General features: G+C 41.0%; 15 protein-coding genes and 2 pseudogenes. 10 read left to right on the top strand and 7 right to left on the bottom strand.

What is annotated here, in order from left to right:
• Nucleotides 1-14: 14 nt before the first annotated feature.
• The 3 genes from PVK79_RS01715 to PVK79_RS01725 all read right to left on the bottom strand — a co-directional run bounded on the left by PVK79_RS01715 (nt 15) and on the right by PVK79_RS01725 (nt 3,618).
• Nucleotides 15-1,047, bottom strand: a protein-coding gene (locus PVK79_RS01715) for an IS630 family transposase (protein ID WP_257325181.1) whose coding sequence is annotated in 2 segments (ribosomal slippage) — nt 15-587 and nt 589-1,047 — 1,032 coding nt in all. Because the reading frame shifts where the segments join, the coding sequence is not laid out codon by codon here.
• A 369-nt stretch (nt 1,048-1,416) separates the two neighbouring features.
• Nucleotides 1,417-2,688 carry a LysM peptidoglycan-binding domain-containing protein gene (locus PVK79_RS01720; RefSeq protein WP_257325182.1) on the bottom strand — a complete coding sequence of 424 codons (1,272 nt, stop codon included), beginning with the start codon at nt 2,686-2,688 and terminating at the stop codon, nt 1,417-1,419.
• Nucleotides 2,689-2,754: 66 nt separating this feature from the next.
• A complete protein-coding gene (locus PVK79_RS01725) occupies nt 2,755-3,618 on the bottom strand; it encodes a LytR/AlgR family response regulator transcription factor (protein WP_257326420.1) in 864 nt (287 codons plus the stop codon).
• A 182-nt stretch (nt 3,619-3,800) separates the two neighbouring features.
• On the opposite strand from PVK79_RS01725, the gene PVK79_RS01730 reads away from it, so the two are divergent.
• Nucleotides 3,801-5,081, top strand: coding sequence for an acyltransferase family protein (locus PVK79_RS01730; RefSeq protein ID WP_257325183.1), 1,281 nt, complete (start codon nt 3,801-3,803; stop codon nt 5,079-5,081).
• Here the strand turns inward: PVK79_RS01730 and PVK79_RS01735 are convergent.
• Together PVK79_RS01735 and PVK79_RS01740 are read right to left on the bottom strand one after the other, a co-directional pair.
• Complete coding sequence (locus tag PVK79_RS01735; protein ID WP_182730662.1) at nt 5,078-6,394, bottom strand: sensor histidine kinase; 1,317 nt, start codon at nt 6,392-6,394, stop codon at nt 5,078-5,080. The genes PVK79_RS01730 and PVK79_RS01735 overlap by 4 nt on opposite strands.
• A 2-nt stretch (nt 6,395-6,396) precedes the next feature.
• Nucleotides 6,397-7,794: a sigma-54-dependent transcriptional regulator gene (locus PVK79_RS01740; RefSeq protein ID WP_257325184.1), complete on the bottom strand. Its 1,398-nt coding sequence runs from the start codon at nt 7,792-7,794 to the stop codon at nt 6,397-6,399.
• A 225-nt stretch (nt 7,795-8,019) separates the two neighbouring features.
• Between PVK79_RS01740 and PVK79_RS01745 the strand changes: the two genes are divergently transcribed.
• From PVK79_RS01745 to PVK79_RS01760, 4 genes are all read left to right on the top strand, one after another.
• Nucleotides 8,020-9,273 (top strand): efflux RND transporter periplasmic adaptor subunit, encoded by a 1,254-nt coding sequence (locus PVK79_RS01745; RefSeq protein WP_257325185.1) that lies wholly within the window; start codon nt 8,020-8,022, stop codon nt 9,271-9,273.
• An 11-nt stretch (nt 9,274-9,284) separates the two neighbouring features.
• Nucleotides 9,285-9,989: an ABC transporter ATP-binding protein gene (locus tag PVK79_RS01750; protein WP_182730664.1), complete on the top strand. Its 705-nt coding sequence runs from the start codon at nt 9,285-9,287 to the stop codon at nt 9,987-9,989.
• Nucleotide 9,990: 1 nt separating this feature from the next.
• Nucleotides 9,991-12,393, top strand: a complete 2,403-nt coding sequence (locus PVK79_RS01755) for an ABC transporter permease (protein WP_182730665.1) — start codon at nt 9,991-9,993, stop codon at nt 12,391-12,393.
• A gap of 84 nt (nt 12,394-12,477) precedes the next feature.
• Nucleotides 12,478-14,880, top strand: a complete 2,403-nt coding sequence (locus PVK79_RS01760; RefSeq protein ID WP_257325186.1) for an ABC transporter permease — start codon at nt 12,478-12,480, stop codon at nt 14,878-14,880.
• A 129-nt stretch (nt 14,881-15,009) separates the two neighbouring features.
• Here the strand turns inward: PVK79_RS01760 and PVK79_RS01765 are convergent, their stop codons facing one another.
• Entirely contained in the window at nt 15,010-15,537 is a 528-nt protein-coding gene (locus PVK79_RS01765; protein ID WP_257325187.1) for a sugar O-acetyltransferase, read from the bottom strand.
• A gap of 180 nt (nt 15,538-15,717) precedes the next feature.
• On the opposite strand from PVK79_RS01765, the gene PVK79_RS01770 reads away from it, so the two are divergent.
• The 3 genes and pseudogenes from PVK79_RS01770 to PVK79_RS01780 form a co-directional block, all read left to right on the top strand.
• Nucleotides 15,718-16,476, top strand: a complete 759-nt coding sequence (locus PVK79_RS01770) for a DeoR/GlpR family DNA-binding transcription regulator (RefSeq protein WP_182730667.1) — start codon at nt 15,718-15,720, stop codon at nt 16,474-16,476.
• Nucleotides 16,477-16,582: 106 nt separating this feature from the next.
• Nucleotides 16,583-18,403, top strand: a complete 1,821-nt coding sequence (gene glmS / locus PVK79_RS01775; RefSeq protein WP_182761679.1) for a glutamine--fructose-6-phosphate transaminase (isomerizing) — start codon at nt 16,583-16,585, stop codon at nt 18,401-18,403.
• A 109-nt stretch (nt 18,404-18,512) separates the two neighbouring features.
• A pseudogene (locus PVK79_RS01780) lies at nt 18,513-19,286 on the top strand (alpha/beta hydrolase); the annotation flags it as partial.
• 27 nt (nt 19,287-19,313) lie between these two features.
• Here the strand turns inward: PVK79_RS01780 and PVK79_RS01785 are convergent.
• Nucleotides 19,314-20,411: an ISAs1 family transposase gene (locus tag PVK79_RS01785; protein ID WP_257324612.1), complete on the bottom strand. Its 1,098-nt coding sequence runs from the start codon at nt 20,409-20,411 to the stop codon at nt 19,314-19,316.
• Nucleotides 20,412-20,471: 60 nt separating this feature from the next.
• On the opposite strand from PVK79_RS01785, the pseudogene PVK79_RS01790 reads away from it, so the two are divergent.
• Together PVK79_RS01790 and PVK79_RS01795 are read left to right on the top strand one after the other, a co-directional pair.
• Nucleotides 20,472-20,915: pseudogene (locus PVK79_RS01790) on the top strand (tetratricopeptide repeat protein); the annotation flags it as partial.
• 174 nt (nt 20,916-21,089) lie between these two features.
• Nucleotides 21,090-22,385, top strand: a complete 1,296-nt coding sequence (locus PVK79_RS01795; RefSeq protein WP_182778003.1) for a DEAD/DEAH box helicase — start codon at nt 21,090-21,092, stop codon at nt 22,383-22,385.
• Nucleotides 22,386-22,389 lie beyond the last annotated feature (4 nt).

Genomic DNA, 22,389 nt, shown 5'->3' on the forward strand with positions numbered 1-22,389 from the left:
AATCTGCATAAAGATTAAGTCAATTTTATCCAGTCTCTAGAGCATATGCTTTTAACCGTATCAGGAACGGAAATGAATTTATTCCACGCTTGCGAAACCTGTTCGACTATTTCTTCATAACCACTAAACACACGATTAGATAGACAGTGTTGCCGTATCCAACTCCATACTTGCTCTATTGGATTTAACTCCGGGGAGTAAGCCGGAAGTTTTATTAGCGTGACATTATTGAATGGTTGTACCGTATCAATAGTATGCCAACCAGCGCCATCAACGATCACGACCGCATGACGTCCTGCCTCCGTGGCTTTTGATATTAATTCCATGTGTTGCGTCATGACCTCTTTATTGACGATAGGGCTGATCAGCGCTTCTGTTTTACCATTACTTGGGCAGACTGCACCAAATAAGTATCCATACTCAAACTGCTGTTGTTTTATTGCACGGGGTCTCGTGCCTGTTTCAGCCCATAAGCGTGTTGTTTGATTCTGTTGTCCAAACCGTGCTTCATCTTGAAACCAAACATCAATGCGATCTAAAGGGAGATGTCCTGGGGTGTGAAGGATCGTTTCCACTTGGAACTTTTTTAAAAGCCTCTTGGCTTTCTTTTGACTGCTTTGGGTGCTTAGAACGGCTTGTGATCCAGCTAAACCCACGCTTCTTGAGCAGTTTGTAAATATGATCTGTGTGATATCTTATGTTGAACTGGTCATAAATATACTGAGCAATATCTTCCCCCATTAGTCTGCCTCCTTCTGAAGAACTTGCTGACTGTTTTACATAATCTGACAGTGTGTTTAGTTGTTGTGAGGTTAATTTAGCTGGACGACCTTTAATCGGTTTGTTGTTCAAGCCAGTAACGCCATTATTAAGGTAGTTTGAAACCCATTTATTGACACTGCCGCGCGCTGTATTTAGCCGCTTAGCAATATTCGTTCTGTTTTCACCCTCAAAGAATAATGAAACAGCAAGCAGGCGTATGCGCTTTCTTGCATTAGGCTCTTTACGTGATAAAGCTAAAAGTTGCTTGGATTTTTCTAAGTTCAATTTAGTAAAAGTAGATAAGTATCAGTGTGCTAATTAGATCACATAATTTGGCAGATTGGTATAAAGCGCTAACTGCGTTATAATTTATTCAAGTAGAACAACTACATGTCGAAACTTACGCCTTGTTATCACTGTATTTATCTGTCGCTATAAATGGTCAATAACTTAACACGATTGGTATTTGTGGTACTGAGTTTGATTATGATGCTGACCCGCACAGTAAATTGGTACCACACTAAATCACAAGCTGATGATTAATCACTGTTTGCAAAGGGCTGCATGATTGCAGCCCTTTAATTATTCAGGCCTAACACAGTTAGCATTGCATATAGCCGCTGAAGATAGGCTTATTATCCAGCGTTCATGTTATTAACTTGCTGATAAAAATACGGTTAGCTTATCGCCTATTTTTAAGCGATCGCTTGAAAGGCTGTTCCATTGTTTTAGCTTAGTGATGCTGACTTTGTAATGGTTAGCTATTTTCCACAAGCTTTCGCCAGATTTAACCTTATGCTCTATTTGCGTATCGGCTAACTGCGGTAGCACTAATTTTTGACCAATACGTATGGTACTATTTTTCAAATTATTAAATGCTTTTAGTTGGCTTACAGTTACTTTGTAGCGCTTAGCGATCACGCTCAAACTATCGCCACGCTTAACTGTATAATGTTGCCATTGGCTGTAGTCGTTAGAATCTTGATCAGCAATCATAGTCTCAAATTGCTTTTGCTCACTAGCAGGAACGACGAGATGCGGTGCATCAATAATCGCCGGAAAGCGAATGACCCCGTAGTTTAAGGGCTCTAACTGTTGCCATTGGGCTTTATTATCTAAAATAACTGAGCCAGAAATGTCTATTTTGGCAATTGCATCTTTATTTGCTATTGCAGGGAACGCCATTTTTTGGCTTTTTAATAATTGTGCCGCAGCAAGTAGTTTAGGTACATACTGACTGGTTTGCTGAGGGAGTTTTAAACTGAAAAAGTCAGTTGGTTTACCTTGCTTTTTATTGTTGCTGATCGCTCTAAGTACACGGCCTTCACCTAAGTTATAGGCTGCTATAGCGTGATACCAATCACCATCAAAGCGTTTGTATAAGTACTCCATAAAATCCAGAGCAGCGCGGGTACTGTCGATCACATCTTGGCGGCCATCGTACCAAGGGCTAATTTTTACCTTAAAGTACTTAGCAATGGCAGGCGTTAATTGCCAAAGCCCAGATGCATGCTTGTGCGAATAGGCACTGGCATCAAAGTCACTTTCAATTAGCGGCATTAACGCTAATTCTATGGGTAAGTTCCGTTTTTCAACCTCTGTGACAATATAATAAAGGTAAGGCTCAGCACGGCGACTAATTTCATCCATATAGTTTGGGTGAGATAAATACCATGCAATGCGTTGTTGCACATCTGGGTGGCTAGAATTGGAAAATGTAAGCTGCGCTCGGATGCGTTGCCACACATCATCGAGTTCCTGAGGACTTAAGGGAGCTATTTGCTCAATATTTTCGTTTTGTTCTTTAACAACAATATTTGGGTTAGCCTTAATATCAGGTTGTGAAGATGGTTTTTCGGGTGTGGTTTCACAACCGGATAAAATAACAATCAATGGCAGAATTCGGATAAATCGATTTAAAGACACGTACTAAACTACTCCGAAAATATAAATGCGGTTAACTTAAATCAGGCTAGCTTAACATAGCGTGAGTTAAGAATGACTTGTAGTTGAATTTAACTGTCCCTTAAATTGCTCTTTATAGCGACGCGATAAGTTAAGTACTTTGCCGGTTGTAAGTTTTACTTCACTGTCTCCGCTCGGTAGTGGCGTGATTGATTCAATCGCATCTAACCGAACGCCATGGGAGCGATGAATACGGCAAAACCCTTGCGGTTCTAACTGAGTTATAAGTTGGCTCATAGTTGCACGTAACGGATAAATTCTTGCATCAATATGTAGATTTACATAATTACCGCTAGATTCAAGCCAGTCTATTTGTGCTACGCGGACAATAAATTCTTTTCCCAGTTTTTTTACCAGTAGTCTATCGAAATTTAAATTTTCAGGCGTATCTTCGCCTTGTCTGATCGGTGCTGCTTCACCGGTTAATTGGTTTACGACATATTGATAAGTTTTAATAACAACAATTAGAAATAAAAACCCCCACAAGTCTTTTCGATATTCATAAAGTAACTCAAACCACACTAATCCAAAGTCATATTGCATACCTTGTACAGTGTAAATGAGCTTGCGAATAGCGACCATGATCCCTACATGCAATAACGAAAAAATAACGCTCGCGAATAAATAAATGAGTAATGACTGAGTGATCTTTTGCCAATTAAATGGCTTAGCTTTTAATAGCCAAACTAAAGCGGGAAACAACAACAAGGTGCTAATAGCGCTGGAATATTCCCATACAAACGGCTCCCAGATCATAAATGGGAGTACGCCATCGCGCTGGGCTTCCATAATGTTTGAGCTGGCATTAATGGTGTTGTTTATAAAAATATAACTACATAAAAATAATGCCGCATACCAAGTTTGGTAGCGCTGAAAGTGCGTTAAAGTGATCATTATTATTGTTACTCTTTAAAAGACCGTATTTAGATTACCAACATAGCGAACAATCACCAAACTTATCATCCCTGATATCCACCGCTTATCCCTACATATTGTTTTGTCAGCCTTTTCTGATTGTTTAACGCAGTGTGTTGTTCATAGTTGTTATTAATTAGTCGCAAGCTAAATCTACTATGACACTTAAAAAAGCAATTAAAAACGCAATGCGCACGTTATTAAAGCCATGGCTCAGTGTGTTTAATCAAGCCGTTGAATTACCACCGCGCCGCTATGATTTAGATTGGCTACGGGTAATTGCGTTTGGTTTATTAATTTTCTACCACATCGGTATGCTATACAGTGAAAATTGGGGTTTTCATTTTAAAAGCCAGTATTTATCCAGCAGCATTGAAAATATCATGCTCTTACTGTCGCCATGGCGGATGGGATTAATTTGGTTCATTTCAGGTGTGGCGCTGCGCTTTATTGTAGCGCGTTTTAGTTTAGGCATGTTTTTAACTACGCGCAGTGTAAAAATATTACTGCCTTTATTGTTTGGCATTTGGTTTATTGTGCCGATTCAGCTTTATGCGCAAATGAGCCAAGAGGTTGGTTTATCTATGAGCTTTTGGCAGTTTTACAGCCAGTTTTTTGATTTAACCAACCCTTTATTTAATCACTACCAAGCAGGTATTTGGCCACATGTTGATGTAAACCATCTTTGGTACTTGCGTTCGTTATGGCAATTTACTTTATTGCTGGTGTTAATGATACCGCTGCTTCATCATGCTACTGTGCAAGCAATAATGACGCGTTTATGTGAGCGATCGTTAGTTATTGTTTTTATTGTATTGCTATTGCCGCTGTGTATTTTAAAACTGAGCTGGCCGAGTGATACATTCCGATACCCCATGGGCGCGTTGTTTTTACTTTACGGTTACTTGCTTGCTTGGCAGCCTGCATTTTACAGCCAACTGCTACGTCACTGGCAGGCGTTATTAGTGGTATTCATTTTAGGTTATTTAGTTGTCGTGCTGGGTTATCACATGATTTGGCAAAACCCAGCTACGAGCCAATGGCAAATTACCAGCATGGATATGCTGTATACCGCGCAACGATTAGTGGGTGTGATGTTAATGCTGGCATTAGCAAAACGCTTTTTGAATCACGATCACCCTAAATTAGCGTTATTAAACTCAGCCGTATTTCCGTTTTATCTATTACATCAAAGTGTAATTATTGGCCTTGCCTTTTATTTGTCGAAGCTGCAATTAGGTGGCTTTGAAGAGCCATTACTTATACTCAGCCTCACTTTCATTATTTGTTGGCTGGTATTTATTGCTGTTCGCCGTATCGATCTATTAAGCCCATTTATAGGGATTAAAGTCACAGGTAAATATAAAGCATGGCAAGTTAAAGCGGGCTTTTGCTACGGACTTATATTGGTAAGCCCACTGATCTTTAAGTTAATTTAACCAAACACGCATCTAAAGCATGCGCCTTGTGGTTTTGGTACATAAATTAAATCACCGCCGTGGTTGAGCATAATTTGCCTTGATAGGCTCAAGCCAATACCTGATCCTTGTTGTTTAGTGGTGAAAAATGGTACGAAGATCATATCCACCACATGTTCGCTGATGCCTGGGCCATTATCGCTCACTTCAACATAGAGTTGTTGGCTGGCGTTTTGTGCCAAGCTGAGCTTGATGTTTGGCTGAGCGGGGCTTTGCGCGTTATATTTTTTGTTGCTGCTTAGCACTTCAAATGCGTTCTTTATAAGATTTACTAATACTTGCTCTATTTGACTACTGTCTAGCATCACTAATTGCTGGCTTTTAATTGTAAGTTCTATATTGATTTGCAGCTCACGCGACTGTTGTTGATGCAAGGTGACAATACGCGCTAGCATATCGGCTAAATTTTCAGGCGCTAAATTAGGTTTAGGTAAGCTGCTAACTTGGCGAAAACGAGCAATAAAGTCGCCTAAATGTGCCGTTCTTGATGCTAAGGTGCTTAGTGCAAGCTGTAAGTCTTGTTTATCTTCAATATCAATAAAACACAGTTCTTGTGGCAGTAAATTGCTGCACGTATCAGCTAACGATGAAAGCGGGGTAATAGAGTTGGCAATTTCGTGCGTAAGTACTTTAGTTAGGCGTTTATACGCTTGTTGTTCTTTGAGTTGTAACTGGTCGTGAATTGACTGTAAGCTCACTACGCGACGCACTTTACCTTGTATTTCAGCGATACTAAGTTGAATTGATAGGGTGTCGTGTTGCTCGCCATTTTGCCAGTAGGTGGTGCTGCGGATATTATGTTCGGCGTTTAAAATTAACTCTCCAACAGCGCCTAACTCATGTAAATTTTGGAAGTTTTTACCCAGTAGTTTGCTGACTGCTGGGTTTGATTCAATCACTTTGCCGTTGTCGTCACATACCATAACCGCTAAATCAACATGAATAAGCAGTGCTTGCAAAAACTGCGCTTGTTGTTCGGCATTAAAGCGTGCTGTTTGCATTTGCGTTTTTACTTGCTCAAATTGTTGGCGCATTGGATGTTGTTGGCCAAGACCTAAGGTGCTGTCGCCATTGGCTAAGGCGCGGATCACCATTTCTGCTTGTTTTTGTTGGCGCTTAAAGAGCGTAAAAATATGCGTTATCAAGGCCGCAGTGACTAATATAATTAACAGCGAAGTTGCTGAAAGCCCATTATTTTGTAATAGATAACTAACGAGTGCGCTGGCGCTAATAAGTGCCACAATATTAATAGTTAATAATAAATGAGGGCGCATTGTTATAGCCCATACTTTTCAAGACGGCGATACATAGCACCACGCGTTAACCCTAAGGCTTTGGCCGCATGGCTAACATTACCTTGGTAATGTGTTAGCGCTGCACGCACAGTGCGCTGCTCGAGCATCTCAAGATCAAAGGTGTCGTATGCCTCGTTGTCATTGGTGGTTGTATGATTAGTAGCACCAGCACTACCAATCACTGAGCTAACATCAAGATTATCGCCATCACTTAAAATAACAGCCCGCTCAATAGCATGAGCAAGCTCGCGGACATTGCCTGGCCATGCATATTGACAAAGTAAGCTCATATCATGTGTTTTTATGGTTAAGTTGCGCTTGTACTTTTGTGCGAAATGATTGAGGTAATAATCTGCTAGCATTGGGATGTCATCACTGCGTTCACGTAAAGCCGGTAAGCGAATTTCAACGGTGTTTATTCGGTATAACAAATCTTGGCGAAAACGCCCCTCGGCGACAGCTTGATCAAGATTGTCGTTAGTGGCACAAATTAGGCGGATATCAATATCAATCGCTTTGCTGCCGCCAACAGGTGTAATTTTGCGGTTTTGTAATGCGGCAAGCAGTTTAGCTTGATGCTCTAGGGGTAGATTACCCAGCTCATCTAAAAATAAACTACCGCCTTGGGCGAGCTCAAATTTACCAATTCGATCGCTTTTGGCATCGGTAAATGCGCCTTTTTTATGGCCGAATAGCTCACTTTCAAATAGGTTTTGTGCCACAGCACCCATGTCTAAACTCATAAAGGTTTGATTATGGCGCATACTTGCTTGATGAATGGCATGCGCGGTGAGTTCTTTACCTGTGCCGCTTTCGCCGGTGATCAGTATATTGGCATCAGTTTGTGCAGCTTTTTCAATGGTGGTGAATACCTGCTGCATAGCGGCGCTTTGACCTAAAAACTCAAATGACTGATTATTGAGTACTTGATTAAGGCCGTCCTTTTGACGGGTAAGCTTACCCACTTGCTGTTTGTCTTTGGCATGTGAAAAAGCCGCCGCCACAGCGCCAAGTAGTTGCTCGTTTTGCCAAGGTTTAGCAATAAAATCAGATGCGCCTGCTTTAATAGCATCCACCGCGAGTTGAATGTCGCCGTAGGCGGTCATTAACAAAACAACGATATTAGCGTCTTGCTCGATGATTTTTTTTAACCAATAAAAACCTTCTTTGCCGCTGATGGAGTCTTGGGTAAAGTTCATGTCGAGTAAGATCACATCAATTGGCTGATCAGCTTTGCGTTGCTCGTTAATGATGCCTGCAATTTCAAATGGGTTGTCAGTGGTTTTAACGCTTTGATAATGCTGCTTTAGCAATAACCGTGCGGCGATTAGAATATCGGGGTTGTCATCAACAATTAAAAGCGAGCCTGTGTGTTTCATGATTTTTATTTTTATAGAGTTTTATTTAGCCTAAAACAAAAAAGGAACAGTGTCCATAAATGGACGTTTATAAAATAAAAAAGTGTTCTATTAACGGACACTACAAACATAATAATAATTTCATTTAATTATAAGGTATTGAATTTTAATGTTAAATAAAGTTGGCACAGCGTTTGTAATAACTATCGGTAATTAGTTTATTAAACCTGTATCAAGGTGGCCAACATGGATAAGAAAATAGAACGCTCATTTACTCAAAAGTATTTAAAGAAATTCACCTTTGCAGCATTGGCATTGGGTGTTGCTGCCGCTGCGTATGGGTTTACACAAACAGGTAATACAGGTCGTAGCCAGAATATTGAACGCAGTAGCTTAACCGTTAGCACGGTGAAACAAGGTGCATTTAAAGATGCCTTAAGTTTACGCGGTCAAGTGGTACCAAAAACCAGTATTTACCTTGATACCATCGCCGGTGGGCAAGTTGAGGAGCGTTTAGTGGAGCAAGGCGAATATGTTGAGAAAGGCCAACCACTAGTGCGTTTGAGCAATACCAACTTACAACTAGATGTAATGAGTCGCGAAGCCCAAGTAACTGAGCAGCTAAATTTTTTACGCAATACGCAAATGACTATGGAAACCAGCCGGTTAAATTTACGCCGTGACTTATTAGAAATAGAGCTAAAAATTACGCACCTCACCCGTCGTTTACAGCAAACTAAACCTTTGGTTAAAAGTGGCGTATTAGCGCAGGAGCAACTTGCAGAGTTAGAAGAAGATTTAAATTATTACCACGCTCGTAAAGAGCTCACGCTTGAGCGTCAAAAGCAAGAAAACTCAATCCGTGAGGTGCAAGTCGCACAGTTATCAGACAGCGCTAAAATGCTTGAAAAAAACCTGCAGTTTGCGCGTCGAAATCTCGACAATTTATTAATCAAAGCGCCTGTTTCAGGCTACCTAAGCGAGCTTGATGTGGAAATTGGTGAATCTAAAAACAGTGGCGCGCGATTAGGCCAAATTGATATTCCAAATGAATATAAATTAGTGGTACGCCTTGATGAGTTTTATTTAAACCAAGTACAGCGTGACATGACCGTGATGATTGAACTTGAAAGCGGCACAGTGAACGCCAAGGTGAGCAAAATTGATAGCCGCGTACAGCAGTCGCAATTTCAAATTGAAGTGGATTTACCAAGTAATACCCAAAGCATTAAGCGCGGCCAAAGCATTGATATTGAGTTAATGCTGGGGGGTGACAAAAACAATGCCCTACTGCTTAAACGTGGCGCCTTTTTTACCAACTCGGGCGGTAACTGGGTTTATGTTATAGAGCAAGGTGGCGATAAAGCAGTGCGTCGTGATATTCGCTTAGGCAAAAAGAATCAAAACTATTTTGAAGTGCTTGAAGGGCTCAATGCTGGGGAGCAAGTGATTACCTCTAGCTACAGTAACTTTGATAAAGCACAGCAACTACAATTTTAAGGAAAATAACAATGATCAAACTAACTAATTTAAGCCGCGTATTTCGTACTCAAGATGTTGAAACAACAGCGCTAAGTAACATTAACTTAACCGTAAACGAAGGTGACTTTTTAGCGATTATGGGGCCATCTGGCTGTGGTAAATCAACTTTGCTGTCTATTTTAGGTATGTTGGATTCACCAAGTGCAGGTAGCTTTGATTTTGCTGGAACAGACATCGCAGGGTACAGCGAAAAGCAATTGTCGGAGCTACGTAAAGCATCAATCGGTTTTGTATTTCAGAGCTTTAACTTAATTGACGAGCTAACTGTATTTGAGAACGTAGAGCTACCATTACAGTATCAAAAAATATCAAAAAGTGAGCGCAAACAACGCGTTGAAGCCATTTTAAAGCGCGTAGGCATTGATCACCGAGGCGAGCATTTACCACAGCAGCTTTCGGGTGGTCAGCAGCAACGGGTAGCCGTGGCGCGTGCATTAGTGATTAATCCTAAACTAATTTTAGCCGATGAGCCAACCGGTAACCTCGATTCTAAAAATGGTGATGAAGTCATGGCTATGTTGCGCGAGCTAAACCGCGAAGGCACCACAGTAATTATGGTGACCCACTCAGAGAAAGAAGGTGCATATGCTGACCGTTTAGTACGCTTACTCGACGGCCAAGTGATGCTTGACAAAGCGAATGTTGTGCAGCAAAGCGCTGCTGAGGTTGCTTAACATGTTTATTAATTATTTAGTGACAGCCCTACGGGCATTTAAACAGCAAAAACAACATTTTTTACTTAACATCATTGGCTTAAGTGTTGGTTTAGCTGCGGCTATTTTAGTGGCCATGTTTGCCTTTAATGAAGCTTCTTATGATGAACAGCAACCTAATGCTGATCGCGTGTATCGTGTATATCAATATTTCCCATCACTTGGAATGGGAGCACCAGTTGTCAATAAAGATGTGATCGCGTCTTTTAAAGACATGGCTGAAATTGAAGACATACTCTCACTTGATTTGGTTCCGCCAGGCTCTGAGTTTGTTCGTGATGGCGTTGGTTACAAATTAGAAAATGTGCTTGCGGCGCGTAGTAACGTGACTGATTTTATCAATATCGATATTGCAGCTGGGGATCTGGCAAAAGTACTTGCAACGCCAAATATGATTGCACTCAGCGAGCAGTATGCAATACGGATTTTTGGTAGCACAGCTATTATTGGTGAAACTTTAATACAGGGAAATAAACGTTGGCAAGTCGGTGCTGTGTTTTCTGATTTACCTGATAATACGCACTTCTTTTTTCAAGCATTAATTAAAGAGCCACCTGCAAATAATAACTTTCAAAATAACAATGGCTATACATATATCCGGGTTACTCCTGACGCTGATGTTGGCAAGCTTGCTAAAGCTATTGAGCATCGCTATAGAGAAGTTGTTTATAAAGATTCTGAGTATGATTCAGCCCAGCTTACATTACACCCCTTAACTGCTTTGCATTTAACCGCAAGCTCTAATTTTGAAATGAAAATGAATGGCTCGCTTTCAACGCTGCGTATTTGTATTGGTTTGAGTATTTTATTAGTACTGCTAGCGGCTTTTAACTTTATCAATATGAGTATTGCGCAATCTGCAAAGCGCGCAAAAGAAGTCGGTGTTCGTAAGGCTCTTGGTGCGAGTAAGACACAAATTGTTTGCCAGTTTTTAGTTGAGTCATTACTTATAACCGTTATTGCAGCACTGATAGCATGCATGTTGGTTGAATTATTAACACCAGCTTTTAACCAATTAGTTGATCGTCAGCTAGCGCTTAATTACAGCTCAGCCTTAGGTGCAGCAATTGCCGTTGTTACCTTATTGGTTGGTTTGCTTGCAGGGATTTATCCTGCGATGTTTATGTCGGCGTTTAGTGCTAAGCGTGTACTTAGTGGTGACATGCAACGCGGCCGCACAGCCATTGCCGTTAGAAAAAGTTTATTAGTTTTACAGTCTGCGTTGTCGGTCGCACTGATCATTGCCGCCTTATTGTTACAACAGCAGCTGGCACATTTGCAGTCACTCCCTGTTGGTTACGCAAAAGAAGGCAAGCTGATGATCAGTGATATTGACGCAGGAGATATATTCTATAACCAAAACAATGTGCTGTTAGATCGCATTAACGCTATTAATGGTGTGAAACAAGCCAGCGTAATAGATATTTCACTAACCGGTGCTTATAACTCGTCTCGTACATTTACGGCTGATAACGGTCAGTTTACTAAACAAACTTTACCCTTTATTGGTGTGGGTAATGATGCTGTGAGTGCTTTGGATTTATCACTGGTAGCTGGGCGTGACTTTAGTGCAAAAATGGGGGCTGATTGGTTTAATAAAGTCAGTGATACTCAAGCTACCGCGTCAGCAATATTGACCGAATCTTTAGCTAAACAAGCGGGCTATGTAACTGCAGAAGATGCAATTGGTAGCATTTGGCGCACAGACACAGGTTACGGCCAAGAACTTACCATAACGATTGTTGGCGTCGTTAAAGATATAAAAGTAGGCAGCGTTAAAGATACGCAGCCCTCAACCATCTTCATTTGCGGTTACACCAGCAGTTGGGTTGGTAGAATTATCGTTAATCTGGATTTAACACAGCTCCCGCATATAAAGTCACAGCTTGCTAGCATCTTGGCCGAAACACTTGATATTTATGACCCAAAAATAGAAATGATGGCTGACAATTATCGTGCGCTTTATCGTAATGATGAACGTGCCACTGAGTTTGTCACTTTATTCTCTGGCTTAGCTGTCTTCTTAGCGTGTGTGGGGACCTTTGGTTTAGCGTCATTCTCGGTATTACGCCGCCAAAAAGAAGTCGCGGTGCGTAAAGTGCTTGGCGCATCACGCATCAGTATTATGAATCTACTGGCGAAAGAGTTTTTGATTTTAGTCGTGGTTAGTGTGGCCATAGCATATCCGCTTACTTATTGGCTGGTAGGAGATTGGTTGGCTAATTTTAATGAGCGTGTTGATCAAGCTATGTGGGTTTACTTAATTGCTGCACTAAGCGTGGCTGCTATTACTTGGCTTACAGTTGCCAGTCTTGCTTTTAAAGCCGCCAGTACAAGACCTTCGTTAACGTTACGGTATGAATAATTAGTAGCGATCAAAACAAGCCGCCTTACAAAGCGATGAAATAACGCTTGCAAGGTGGTTATTCACTTAATATTGGAGTGCTTGATGTTTAGTCTTAATTTTATAACCACTGTTCGCTCATTTTCTCAGAACAAATTGCATTTTTCTTTAAGTATTATGGGGTTGAGCTTAGGTATGGCGATCGTCATACTGATGGGGGGGTTTATTCACAATGAGCTTTCGTTTGAGCGCGACCAACCAAATGTGAATAGCCATTACCGATTGGTGATGCATGCACAAGAAAACAATAACGAATATATTTTAACAACACCGAGAGCTTATGAGCAGTTAGTTGATATTGCAGGTGTTGAAGATGTGTTTTATTTTTTTAAAACACAAATGGCCAGCGACGATAAAGTGGCGGTTGAGCAAAATACCTTTCAGTTGTTGGCCAATTACGCGGTGACGCCGAATATTACTCAATTGGTTAATATCGACGTTCTGGCTGGAAGCTTACAAGATGCTATCCTCGTTCCTGAGAATATTGCGCTATCTCGTACAGAGGCGATGCGTTTATTTGGTTCGCGGATCGATTTTAAAACGATTGTAGGGCAAACCATTCGGCTGTTGAGCAATGATCGATCGATCACCGTAGCGGCAGTGTTTGAAGATTTACCAGTCAATAGCCATTTTTATTTTGAATCTCTCATGAGTTTTGCGCCTTACCAAAATATTGGTGGTAATGTTGCACATACCTATATTGGTTTGTCTGCTGAGGCGGACAAGATCAGTATCGCGACTGCGGTCACTAAAGTATTTAAACAAATTTGGCAATGGGAAAACATTTACTATCGTCTGCAAGCTATTGAGGATATTCATTTAGGACCAAATTTTGCGCAAGATATGAAGGTAGGTGGCGCAATGAGCTCGGTAATGATTTGTGCACTAATGAGTGCATTGTTATTACTTATTTCATGTGTGAACTATGTGAATTTTACTGTTGCACAATCGGCAAATAGAGCCAAGGAAGTGGGTGTTCGTAAAGCGCTTGGGGCGAGTAAAAGGCAATTAATCACCCAGTTTATGAGTGAATCTATTTGGTTAGCTTGGCTTGCATTAGTTGTTGCCTGTGTGTTTGTTGATCTTGCGTTGCCATTTTTCAATCAATTAATTGGTCGACCTATTTTATTTACTGGGTGGCATGAAGTAATTTGGCAATTGGTCGCTTTGGCGACAGCGGTTGGTGTGATTTCGGGGGGATATCCAAGCTTTTACATGGCAAATTTTAATGCTAAGGCCATTTTGAGCGGTGACTTTAAACAAGGCAAGCAAGGAGTGTGGATTAGAAAAACTTTATTGTTAGTACAAATTACTTTATCAATCAGTCTATTAATTGGCGCCGTAACATTAGCTAAGCAGTTAGCGTTTTTGCAATCGTTGCCTGTTAATTACGGTAAATCGCAGCAGTTAGTTATTAATGATATGCCGGCAAGTACCTTGTACAGTGATCAGCAATTTGCTTTTTTTGATGAGTTGCAACAGATACCCGGGGTGATAGCTAGTACAGCGATGGATTTTTATATTACTCAATCAACCAATGCCGGAATTTTTATTGAAGATAAACAAGACCCGAGTAATCCGCTGTCTATGTCTTTGGGAGGCGTCAGTGGAAATGTGGTTGCGGCACTCGATTTACAGCTTCTTGCTGGTCGAGATTTCTCGGTTGCTCATGCATCAGATTGGTATAGTAAAGAAACCAATCAGGCCAGTATTATTGTACCTGAATCGGCATTATCCATACTCGGTTTTAGCGATGCACAAAGCGCTATTTCACAGGCGGTTACTTTTACAGCTGGCCCGGTTTCTCGCGCTACAGGTATTATTGTAGGTGTGGTTAAAGACATTAAAGTGGGCCCGGTTAATTATCAAGGCGCACCCGTTGTATTTGTATGTGGCTTAGGTATTGGTGGCAGTTATTCGTTGGTAGTGAAAGTTGCAGATCCAAGCGCACAAACAATCCAAAAGACTTTGGCTAAATTTATTCGCGCGCGTTTAAATATAACGCCTGTGACAATTTCATCTTTAAAAGATAATTATCAAGCCCTGTATCAAGAGCAGCAGCGTTTGGCAGAAGTAGTACGTATTGGTAGTCTTATATCGATTGCTCTGATCTTAATTGGGGTCTTTGGCTTAACAGGTTTTATTGTTAAGCAAAGACAAAAAGAAGTGGCGATTCGAAAAGTACTCGGGGCAAGTCGCATCAGTATTGTCAATTCATTAGCAAAAGAGTTTTTGCTGTTGATTTTTTTTGGTTGCTTGATTGCATGGCCTTTATCTTATTTCACTTTAGCCGAATGGTTATCAGGCTTTAATGAACATGTAAGACAAAGTATTTGGGTTTATATTGTGGCCGCGCTAGTCGTTGCATGGATCACTTGGCTTACAGTGGCCAGCGTTGCGTTTAAAGCTGCTAGTACAAGGCCATCGCTTATTTTACGTTATGAATAATGGCTAGCTACATTGGCGGCATAAATGCCTACTTGCTATTATAGTAGTGGTTCGCTGTGTCGGGCTTCAGCCCGACAAAGGTGGCAGAAGAGTTTAAGAGCAATGGTTTTGGCATAAATATTATTAAGTTTATAGCTCTCTAATTTTAACAGCGGGATTACCAGCAACCACCGTATTTGCTGCAATATCTTTGGTGACGACAGAGCCTGCGCCTACTACAGCATTATCGCCAATGGTAATACCTGCTAATACAATAACCCCCGCGCCTATCCATACGTTATTGCCAATGGTTATAGGTGCTGCAAAGTTTTCTTTATTGAGCCGTTCTATGGGATTAACTGCATGAGAGACTGTCAAAAGCTGAACGTTCGGGCCGATTAAACAATCGTCGCCAATGCTTATGGCTCCTTCATTAATTGGCGCATCTAACATAGTGCAGTTAATGTTTATAAAAGTACGATCACCAATTTGAACTTGCGAGCCATAGTCAAAGTGAAAGCCTGCCTCAATAACCACTCCATCGCCACACTGCGCAAAAAGCCCCTTAATGCGTTTTAAATTGCCTTTGCTGGGGCTTTTAGCAAACAAGCGGCAGATTTCATGGGTGATTTTACGTTGCTCTAAGTATGACTTATCAAGGCTGTTGAATTTATTCATGAATTAATGCCATTATTTATAATTTCACTTAGCTTAACTTGATTGCTAATAAGATCAACGCTTGGAAGGGTTTATTATATTGTTATGAATTTAGAGGTATTTTTATACATTCACTTGCCATTTTCATAGTTTCGTTTAAAATCTCGTAACTTTCGAAACGAAACTTAAATGGTTTACTTAATGACTAAACGAAACACCCAGCAACGTCGTCACCTTATTCTTACTCAAGTTAATGAGTTAGGTGAAGTAGCCGTAGATATTTTAGCTGAGCAGTTTCAAACCTCTGAAGTAACCATTCGTAAAGACTTAACAGCGCTTGAAAAAAGCGGACTATTACTGCGCCGCTACGGTGGCGCGATTGCATTGCCGCAAGAAATTGTAAGCGATGATATTGATTCAAAACGTAAAGTGGCGATTGCCAAAGCCGCAGCAGCACTAATCAAAGATCATAACCGCATTATTATCGACAGTGGTCGTACTACAGCTGCAATGATCCCTGAACTGGGTAATAAGCGCGGTTTAGTGGTGATGACTAATGCAATTAAAGTGGCTAATCGCTTATTAGCGCTGGAAAACGAGCCAACACTTTTGATGACCGGTGGTACGTGGGACCCGCATTCTGAGTCGTTTCAGGGGCAAGTTGCTGAGGGGGTTTTACGTTCTTATGATTTTGATCAGCTATTTATTGGTGCTGATGGCATTGATGTTGAGCGCGGTACCACTACCTTTAATGAACTTGTAGGCCTAAGCCAAGTTATGGCGGGCGCTGCTCGTGAAGTTATAGTGCTGGTGGAGTCAGAAAAAATCGGCCGAAAAATCCCTAATTTAGAATTACCTTGGCAGCAAGTGACTACGCTTATCACCGACAGCAATTTAGCACTCGATACTCGCCAAGCAATACAAGCGTGTGGTGTGCAGTTGATCTGCGCTGAGCTATAAAATTCGTGTTTATTACAGGCCGACAACACCTGTGATGTTCATTTAAATATTAAACAACACATACAAACCCAAAGTTGACGCTTTGGCATGTACAAAAGGAGAAATTATGTGTGGAATAGTTGGGGCAGTTGCAGAACGCCCAGTAAATAAAATTTTAGTTGAAGGCCTTAAGCGCCTTGAATACCGTGGTTACGACTCAGCTGGTGTGGCACTTTTAGATGGTAATACACTTAATACCGTAAAAGCAGTGGGTAAAGTAGTTAACCTTGAAAACGCGCTTGATGAAGCTGGCGTAAAAGGGACTACCGGTATTGCACATACTCGCTGGGCAACTCACGGCGGCGTGACGAAAGCAAACGCGCACCCGCATATTTCAAACAGCGAAATTGCCTTAGTGCACAATGGTATTATTGAAAACCACGCCAGCTTACGTGAAGCGCTGAAAGGCGATGGTTACGAGTTTTTATCAGACACAGATACCGAAGTAATGGTGCATTTAATTCATCAACTTCGCCAGCAACACACCACTTTACTTGCATCAGTACAAGCTGCGGTTAAGCAGTTTGATGGCGCATTTGGTACAGTAGTATTTGATAAAGCCAACGATAATGAAATTATTGTTGCCCGTTCAGGCAGTCCATTAGTTATTGGCTTAGGTCTTGGCGAAAACTTTATTGCCTCTGACCAATTAGCATTATTACCAGTAACTCGTACCTTTATCTACCTTGAAGAAGGTGATGTAGCGCGTATCACCCGTAACAGTGTGGAAATTTTTGATGTAGACGGCAATGCCGTTGAACGTGAAGTCATTGAATCAAACATCACACAAGATGCATCAGGTAAAGGTGAATACCGTCACTACATGCTTAAAGAGATTTACGAGCAGCCGCTTGCTGTACGTAACACCCTTGAAGGACGTTTAAACGACGACCGCGTAGCGATTGATGCCTTTGGTGAAAGCGCTCAGCAAATATTTAAAGACGTAAAACACGTACAAATTATTGCCTGTGGTACGTCTTACCACTCAGGTATGGTTGCACGTTACTGGCTTGAGCAATTTGCAGGTGTTAGCTGTAACGTAGAAATTGCCTCTGAGTTCCGTTACCGTCAGTCATTTGTACACGAAAACAGCCTACTGGTTACTATTTCTCAATCGGGTGAAACGGCTGATACTTTAGCAGCACTGCGTTTAGCAAAACAGCAAGGTTACATGGCATCAATGACCATTTGTAACGTACCTGGCTCATCGCTTGTACGCGAATCAGACCTTGCCTTTATGACCAAAGCCGGTGCTGAAATTGGTGTAGCCTCTACTAAAGCATTTACTACACAGCTTGTTGGTTTGTTAATGCTTACTGCGTCTATTGCGCAAGAGAAAGGCTTAGATCAAAGTACGATTGTTAACGCTATTAAATTGCTTCCAGCTAAATTAGAAGAAACGCTACTATTGGCTGATGGCATTGCAGACCTTGCAGAAGAGTTTGCTGATAAACACCACTCACTGTTTTTAGGTCGCGGGTCGCAATACCCAATCGCAATGGAAGGCGCACTTAAGCTTAAAGAGATTTCATACATTCACGCAGAAGCCTATGCAGCAGGTGAGCTTAAACATGGTCCATTAGCATTGATTGACGCAGACATGCCAATTATTGTTGTAGCACCAAACAACGAATTGCTTGAAAAGCTTAAATCAAACGTAGAAGAAGTCCGTGCTCGCGGCGGCATCATCTATGTATTCGCTGATAAAGACTCACACTTTGAGTCAGACGAAACCATGCGTGTGATCAACGTAAATCATGTTGATGACGTAATTGCTCCAGTTGTATATACAATCCCACTACAGTTACTTTCGTACTACGTAGCAGTAATTAAAGGCACTGACGTTGACCAACCACGTAACCTAGCGAAATCGGTTACTGTTGAATAAAATCAAAAGGTTATAATGTTTTTTCATATCAAAAAAGCGCTTAATGCGCTTTTTTTGTGCCTGAAACTCTGTTAGCTTAAGTAACTCATTATTCTCTAAGGGATTAGTTATGCGTTTACTCACCACTCTGTGTTTTGTTAGCTTTTTTGTTTTTAGTTCACAAAATACCTTTGCACAATCTAACACTAAACAACAAAGTACAGATTACTCTGTGCACACGCATACTTTTAAATCGGCTGTTTTAAATGAAGAGCGCACAGTTACAGTGCAATTACCAAAGAGCTATCAAGCTGAGCCAAATAAGGTGTATCCAGTTATTTATCGCTTAGATGGAGCGGGTAATATACCGCTTGCCAGTGCTGTTATTGAGCGTTTACAAAATGATAATCGTGCGCCTGAGGTTATTATTGTCGCTATTGAAAACACCAATCGATTAAGAGATTTCTATCCGACTGTGAATAAAGAACCCCAGGGCCCTGTCGGTGAAGGGGGCGGCGCAGCAAAATTTTTAGCATTCTTTGAACAAGAGCTCATTCCTTTAGTTGATAAAAACTATCGTACGCATGATTATAAAGTGATTTCTGGAGCCTCCGCTGGTGGTGTATTTGCATTATATGCTTTGCAGGCAAATCCCGAACTATTTCAAGCACACATTGCTTATAGCCCTGCGGTTTGGTGGAACTATGGTGCTTCAGTAAAAAGTACAAAGTCGTTTATCGCTAAAAGCAAAGAAATTAATAGCTACGTTTATATCAATATCGGCGAAGAAGCTGGCATCATGCGCGAAAGGTATGATGAACTACAGCAATCTATGCAATCGAATAAGTTGGCAAATTTGCGTTTCTTTAGTGATGCATTTGCAGGTGTGTCACATAACCTTACAGGGCGCGAGCACACTTTGTTAACGATGTTAACCGAATAACAATTCTTCTCTAAAATCATCGTCATAACACGCTCTTACGCACTTACTTCTTATTGAGTTCTTACTTTTCGTATGTTGTTTTACCATGTTTCTAACCACTCGACGAAATAACGCCATATGTTGTGCACTTAACGGATCGTGTATTTGAGATGCATCTTCTTTAAACACGACATCCAATATCCAGTGTTGTTGGTTTTCTATCAACCAATGATGCCTAATCGCTTTACTAATTAGCGCGTTATCTGTGACTGATGTTAGGTAAAAATGAGTGTCAATACTCGTTCTAACTCCTTTTTTCCTTTCCCTTTGTACCGCAATGATTGTTTTAATTGACGGCCAATTCTCTTTTATTTCAACAGGTAAAAATGAAGCATCAAGGCAGTCCACCGTTCTTACTTCTTGACGCCCATGCCCTTTATTTTTTGTTACATGGCTTATAATGCCTGAATTTTCAGACTCGTAGTGCTGCATAAATAAATCATTAATAGCGCTATACAGCTTCTTTTGATTACCTTTAACCTGCACAAGGTAATCAGCATTTCGACTGATTAATTGCTTCAATGTCTCTTTTTGACAATGTAGAGCATCTAACGTGATGAGAGTGTCATTAATATCAAGGGTTTGCAGTAACTCTCTTACTGCGGGTATTTCATTTGTCTTACTTCCTACCGTTTGATGAAATAAAGTTAATCCTGTTTCACAGTCGAATGCAGAAACAAGATGTAGCTTATCCGCCATATGATTGCTTGCCCCGCGAATCGTTTTACCGTCAAACGCAATGATAGGTTGATTGGATTTAATACGATGTTGGTTGACCCAGCTGTACATGCTCAGTAGCAATGAGTCAGTATCGACCGTTCGAAATATTCTAGCAATGCTGTGTCGTGTCGGTATGCCATTATTGAAAGGACGAAACTTTTTCAACCAGTTCATCTTGCTTTCTCCATATACTTCAATATCTTGCCATCCTTCGCATCCAGATGTTACTGCACTAATAATAAGGAAAAGAACATCGACAAGGTTATGATGCTGGTTGATAGTTGAGCGGTTATCTTTTACGAGTTCTAAATGGGAGAATAAGGACATAAGGAATCTAAAGTGATGATATTTATAGTATTAGATCATAAACTATAAATGCTTACAAAGTATGATCCTGCCCTGCATAACCTTACGTCTGTAGCAGGTGTATTTAGTGCTTATCACAATTTGTTTTTACCTAAGCAAATGCCCATAAGTGCTTTAACTGACGATGTAGCCTCTATTGATGCTTATTATCAAAGCTTATCTCAACAATGGGGCGAGCAGATAGCGCCACCAGAGGCAGCGGTTAGGCAACTTGGCTACAATCTTGTAAATACAAAGCAGTTTGAGCAAGCAATTGCAGTATTCAAGCATAATATTAAACATCACCTCAAATCTGTGGATGCATTATGGGGGCTAAGTTATGGCTATGAAATGCAGGGCAATCTTAAAAAAGCGCTAGAGTATTTAAAAGCAGCATTAGAGCTTGCAGACACTACTTACCCTTATTTTGATGCGTTAAAAAATGCAAATACAAGGTTACAAGCAGAGTTTGATGAGCGTAATTAGCTTTTTAGTTACTGTGAAATAACAATAAGTTAGAAGTTTTAAATAAAAAAGGCGCTAAAGCGTCTTTTTTATTGGCGGCAACTAAATACTATTTAAACCACTAACCCCTACTTAATACGTGCTAAATACGCTAAAATTATAGGCTACTTTTTTAGCAATAAGCCCGTAATAAATATGACCTCAGCCGCAAGCCCTAGCACGTTTACCGAACTTGGCCTTATCCCAGAGCTACTAGCTCGTTTAACCGAGCTGGAATATACCCAGCCTACGCCAATTCAAGCTAAGGCAATACCAAGTATATTAGCGGGCAGTGACCTTATTGCTGGTGCAAATACCGGCTCTGGTAAAACAGCGACCTTTGCATTACCGATATTGCAAAAAATATCACAAGGTGCACTCAAGCGAGATACCAAAGGGAACTATGTCTCGGCGCTTATTTTGGTACCTACCCGTGAGCTTGCAACGCAAGTAGCTGATAATGTTAAGTCGTATTCGGCGCATTTTAACGGCGCGATTAAAACAGTTGCCGTGTTTGGTGGTGTATCGGTTAATACCCAAATGCAGGCATTACGTGGCGGTGCCGATATCATCGTGGCAACCCCTGGGCGTTTGCTTGATTTAATCTCAAGTAATGCGATTAAGCTCGATAGAGTCAAAACTTTAGTGCTTGATGAAGCTGATCGCATGTTGAGCCTTGGTTTTACCGAAGAACTGGCTAACTTATTAGCGCTTATGCCCGCTAAAAAACAAACCATGTTGTTTTCAGCGACTTTCCCTGAGCAAGTTAAGCTATTAACCCAAGAGTTGTTAAACGACCCGATAGAAATACAAGTACAAAGCAAAGATGAAAGCACCTTAGTACAGCGTGTATTTACGGTTAATAAAGGCGAAAAAACCACGGTTTTAGCGCATTTAATTAAACAGCAGCAATGGCGCCAAGCACTGATTTTTGTCAACGCTAAAAAAGATTGTGAGCACTTAGCCAGTAAGCTCGAAAAACGAGGCGTTAACGCGCAAGTATTCCATGGCGATAAAGGCCAAAGTGAACGTACTCGGGTAATCGAAAAATTTAAAGCCGGTGAAATTGAAGTGCTGATTGCCACCGATATTGCCGCCCGTGGTTTAGACATTGCCAAACTGCCTGTCGTTATTAACTTTAACTTACCACGCAGCCCTGCTGATTACATGCATCGTATTGGCCGAAGTGGCCGTGCTGGTGAAGTAGGTTTAGCGTTATCACTGATTGATTATGAAGACTTTCATCACTTTAAAATTATCGAAAAGAAAAACAAACTACGCCTAGAGCGTGAAGAAGTAACAGGCTTTGCCGTAAACCAAGCCAACCTTGATGCAGCACTTGCGCTTAAAAACGATAAACCCATGGCCAAGCCTGAAGGTACTGGTAAGAAAAAGAACAGAAATAAAGCCGATGATATAGATGATGTATGGAGCGGCTGGCGCCGTAAATAGAACT

Origin of the sequence: Pseudoalteromonas rhizosphaerae, from assembly GCF_028885455.1 — a bacterium.
Classification (GTDB): Bacteria; Pseudomonadota; Gammaproteobacteria; order Enterobacterales; family Alteromonadaceae; genus Pseudoalteromonas; species Pseudoalteromonas rhizosphaerae.

Coding starts and splice junctions, on each gene's coding strand:
- PVK79_RS01730 (WP_257325183.1), top strand. CDS start 3,801: ATGACACTTAAAAAAGCAATTAAAAACGCAATGCGCACGTTATTAAAG.
- PVK79_RS01735 (WP_182730662.1), bottom strand. CDS start 6,394: ATGCGCCCTCATTTATTATTAACTATTAATATTGTGGCACTTATTAGC.
- PVK79_RS01740 (WP_257325184.1), bottom strand. CDS start 7,794: ATGAAACACACAGGCTCGCTTTTAATTGTTGATGACAACCCCGATATT.
- PVK79_RS01745 (WP_257325185.1), top strand. CDS start 8,020: ATGGATAAGAAAATAGAACGCTCATTTACTCAAAAGTATTTAAAGAAA.
- PVK79_RS01750 (WP_182730664.1), top strand. CDS start 9,285: ATGATCAAACTAACTAATTTAAGCCGCGTATTTCGTACTCAAGATGTT.
- PVK79_RS01755 (WP_182730665.1), top strand. CDS start 9,991: ATGTTTATTAATTATTTAGTGACAGCCCTACGGGCATTTAAACAGCAA.
- PVK79_RS01760 (WP_257325186.1), top strand. CDS start 12,478: ATGTTTAGTCTTAATTTTATAACCACTGTTCGCTCATTTTCTCAGAAC.
- PVK79_RS01765 (WP_257325187.1), bottom strand. CDS start 15,537: ATGAATAAATTCAACAGCCTTGATAAGTCATACTTAGAGCAACGTAAA.
- PVK79_RS01770 (WP_182730667.1), top strand. CDS start 15,718: ATGACTAAACGAAACACCCAGCAACGTCGTCACCTTATTCTTACTCAA.
- glmS (WP_182761679.1), top strand. CDS start 16,583: ATGTGTGGAATAGTTGGGGCAGTTGCAGAACGCCCAGTAAATAAAATT.
- PVK79_RS01785 (WP_257324612.1), bottom strand. CDS start 20,411: ATGTCCTTATTCTCCCATTTAGAACTCGTAAAAGATAACCGCTCAACT.
- PVK79_RS01795 (WP_182778003.1), top strand. CDS start 21,090: ATGACCTCAGCCGCAAGCCCTAGCACGTTTACCGAACTTGGCCTTATC.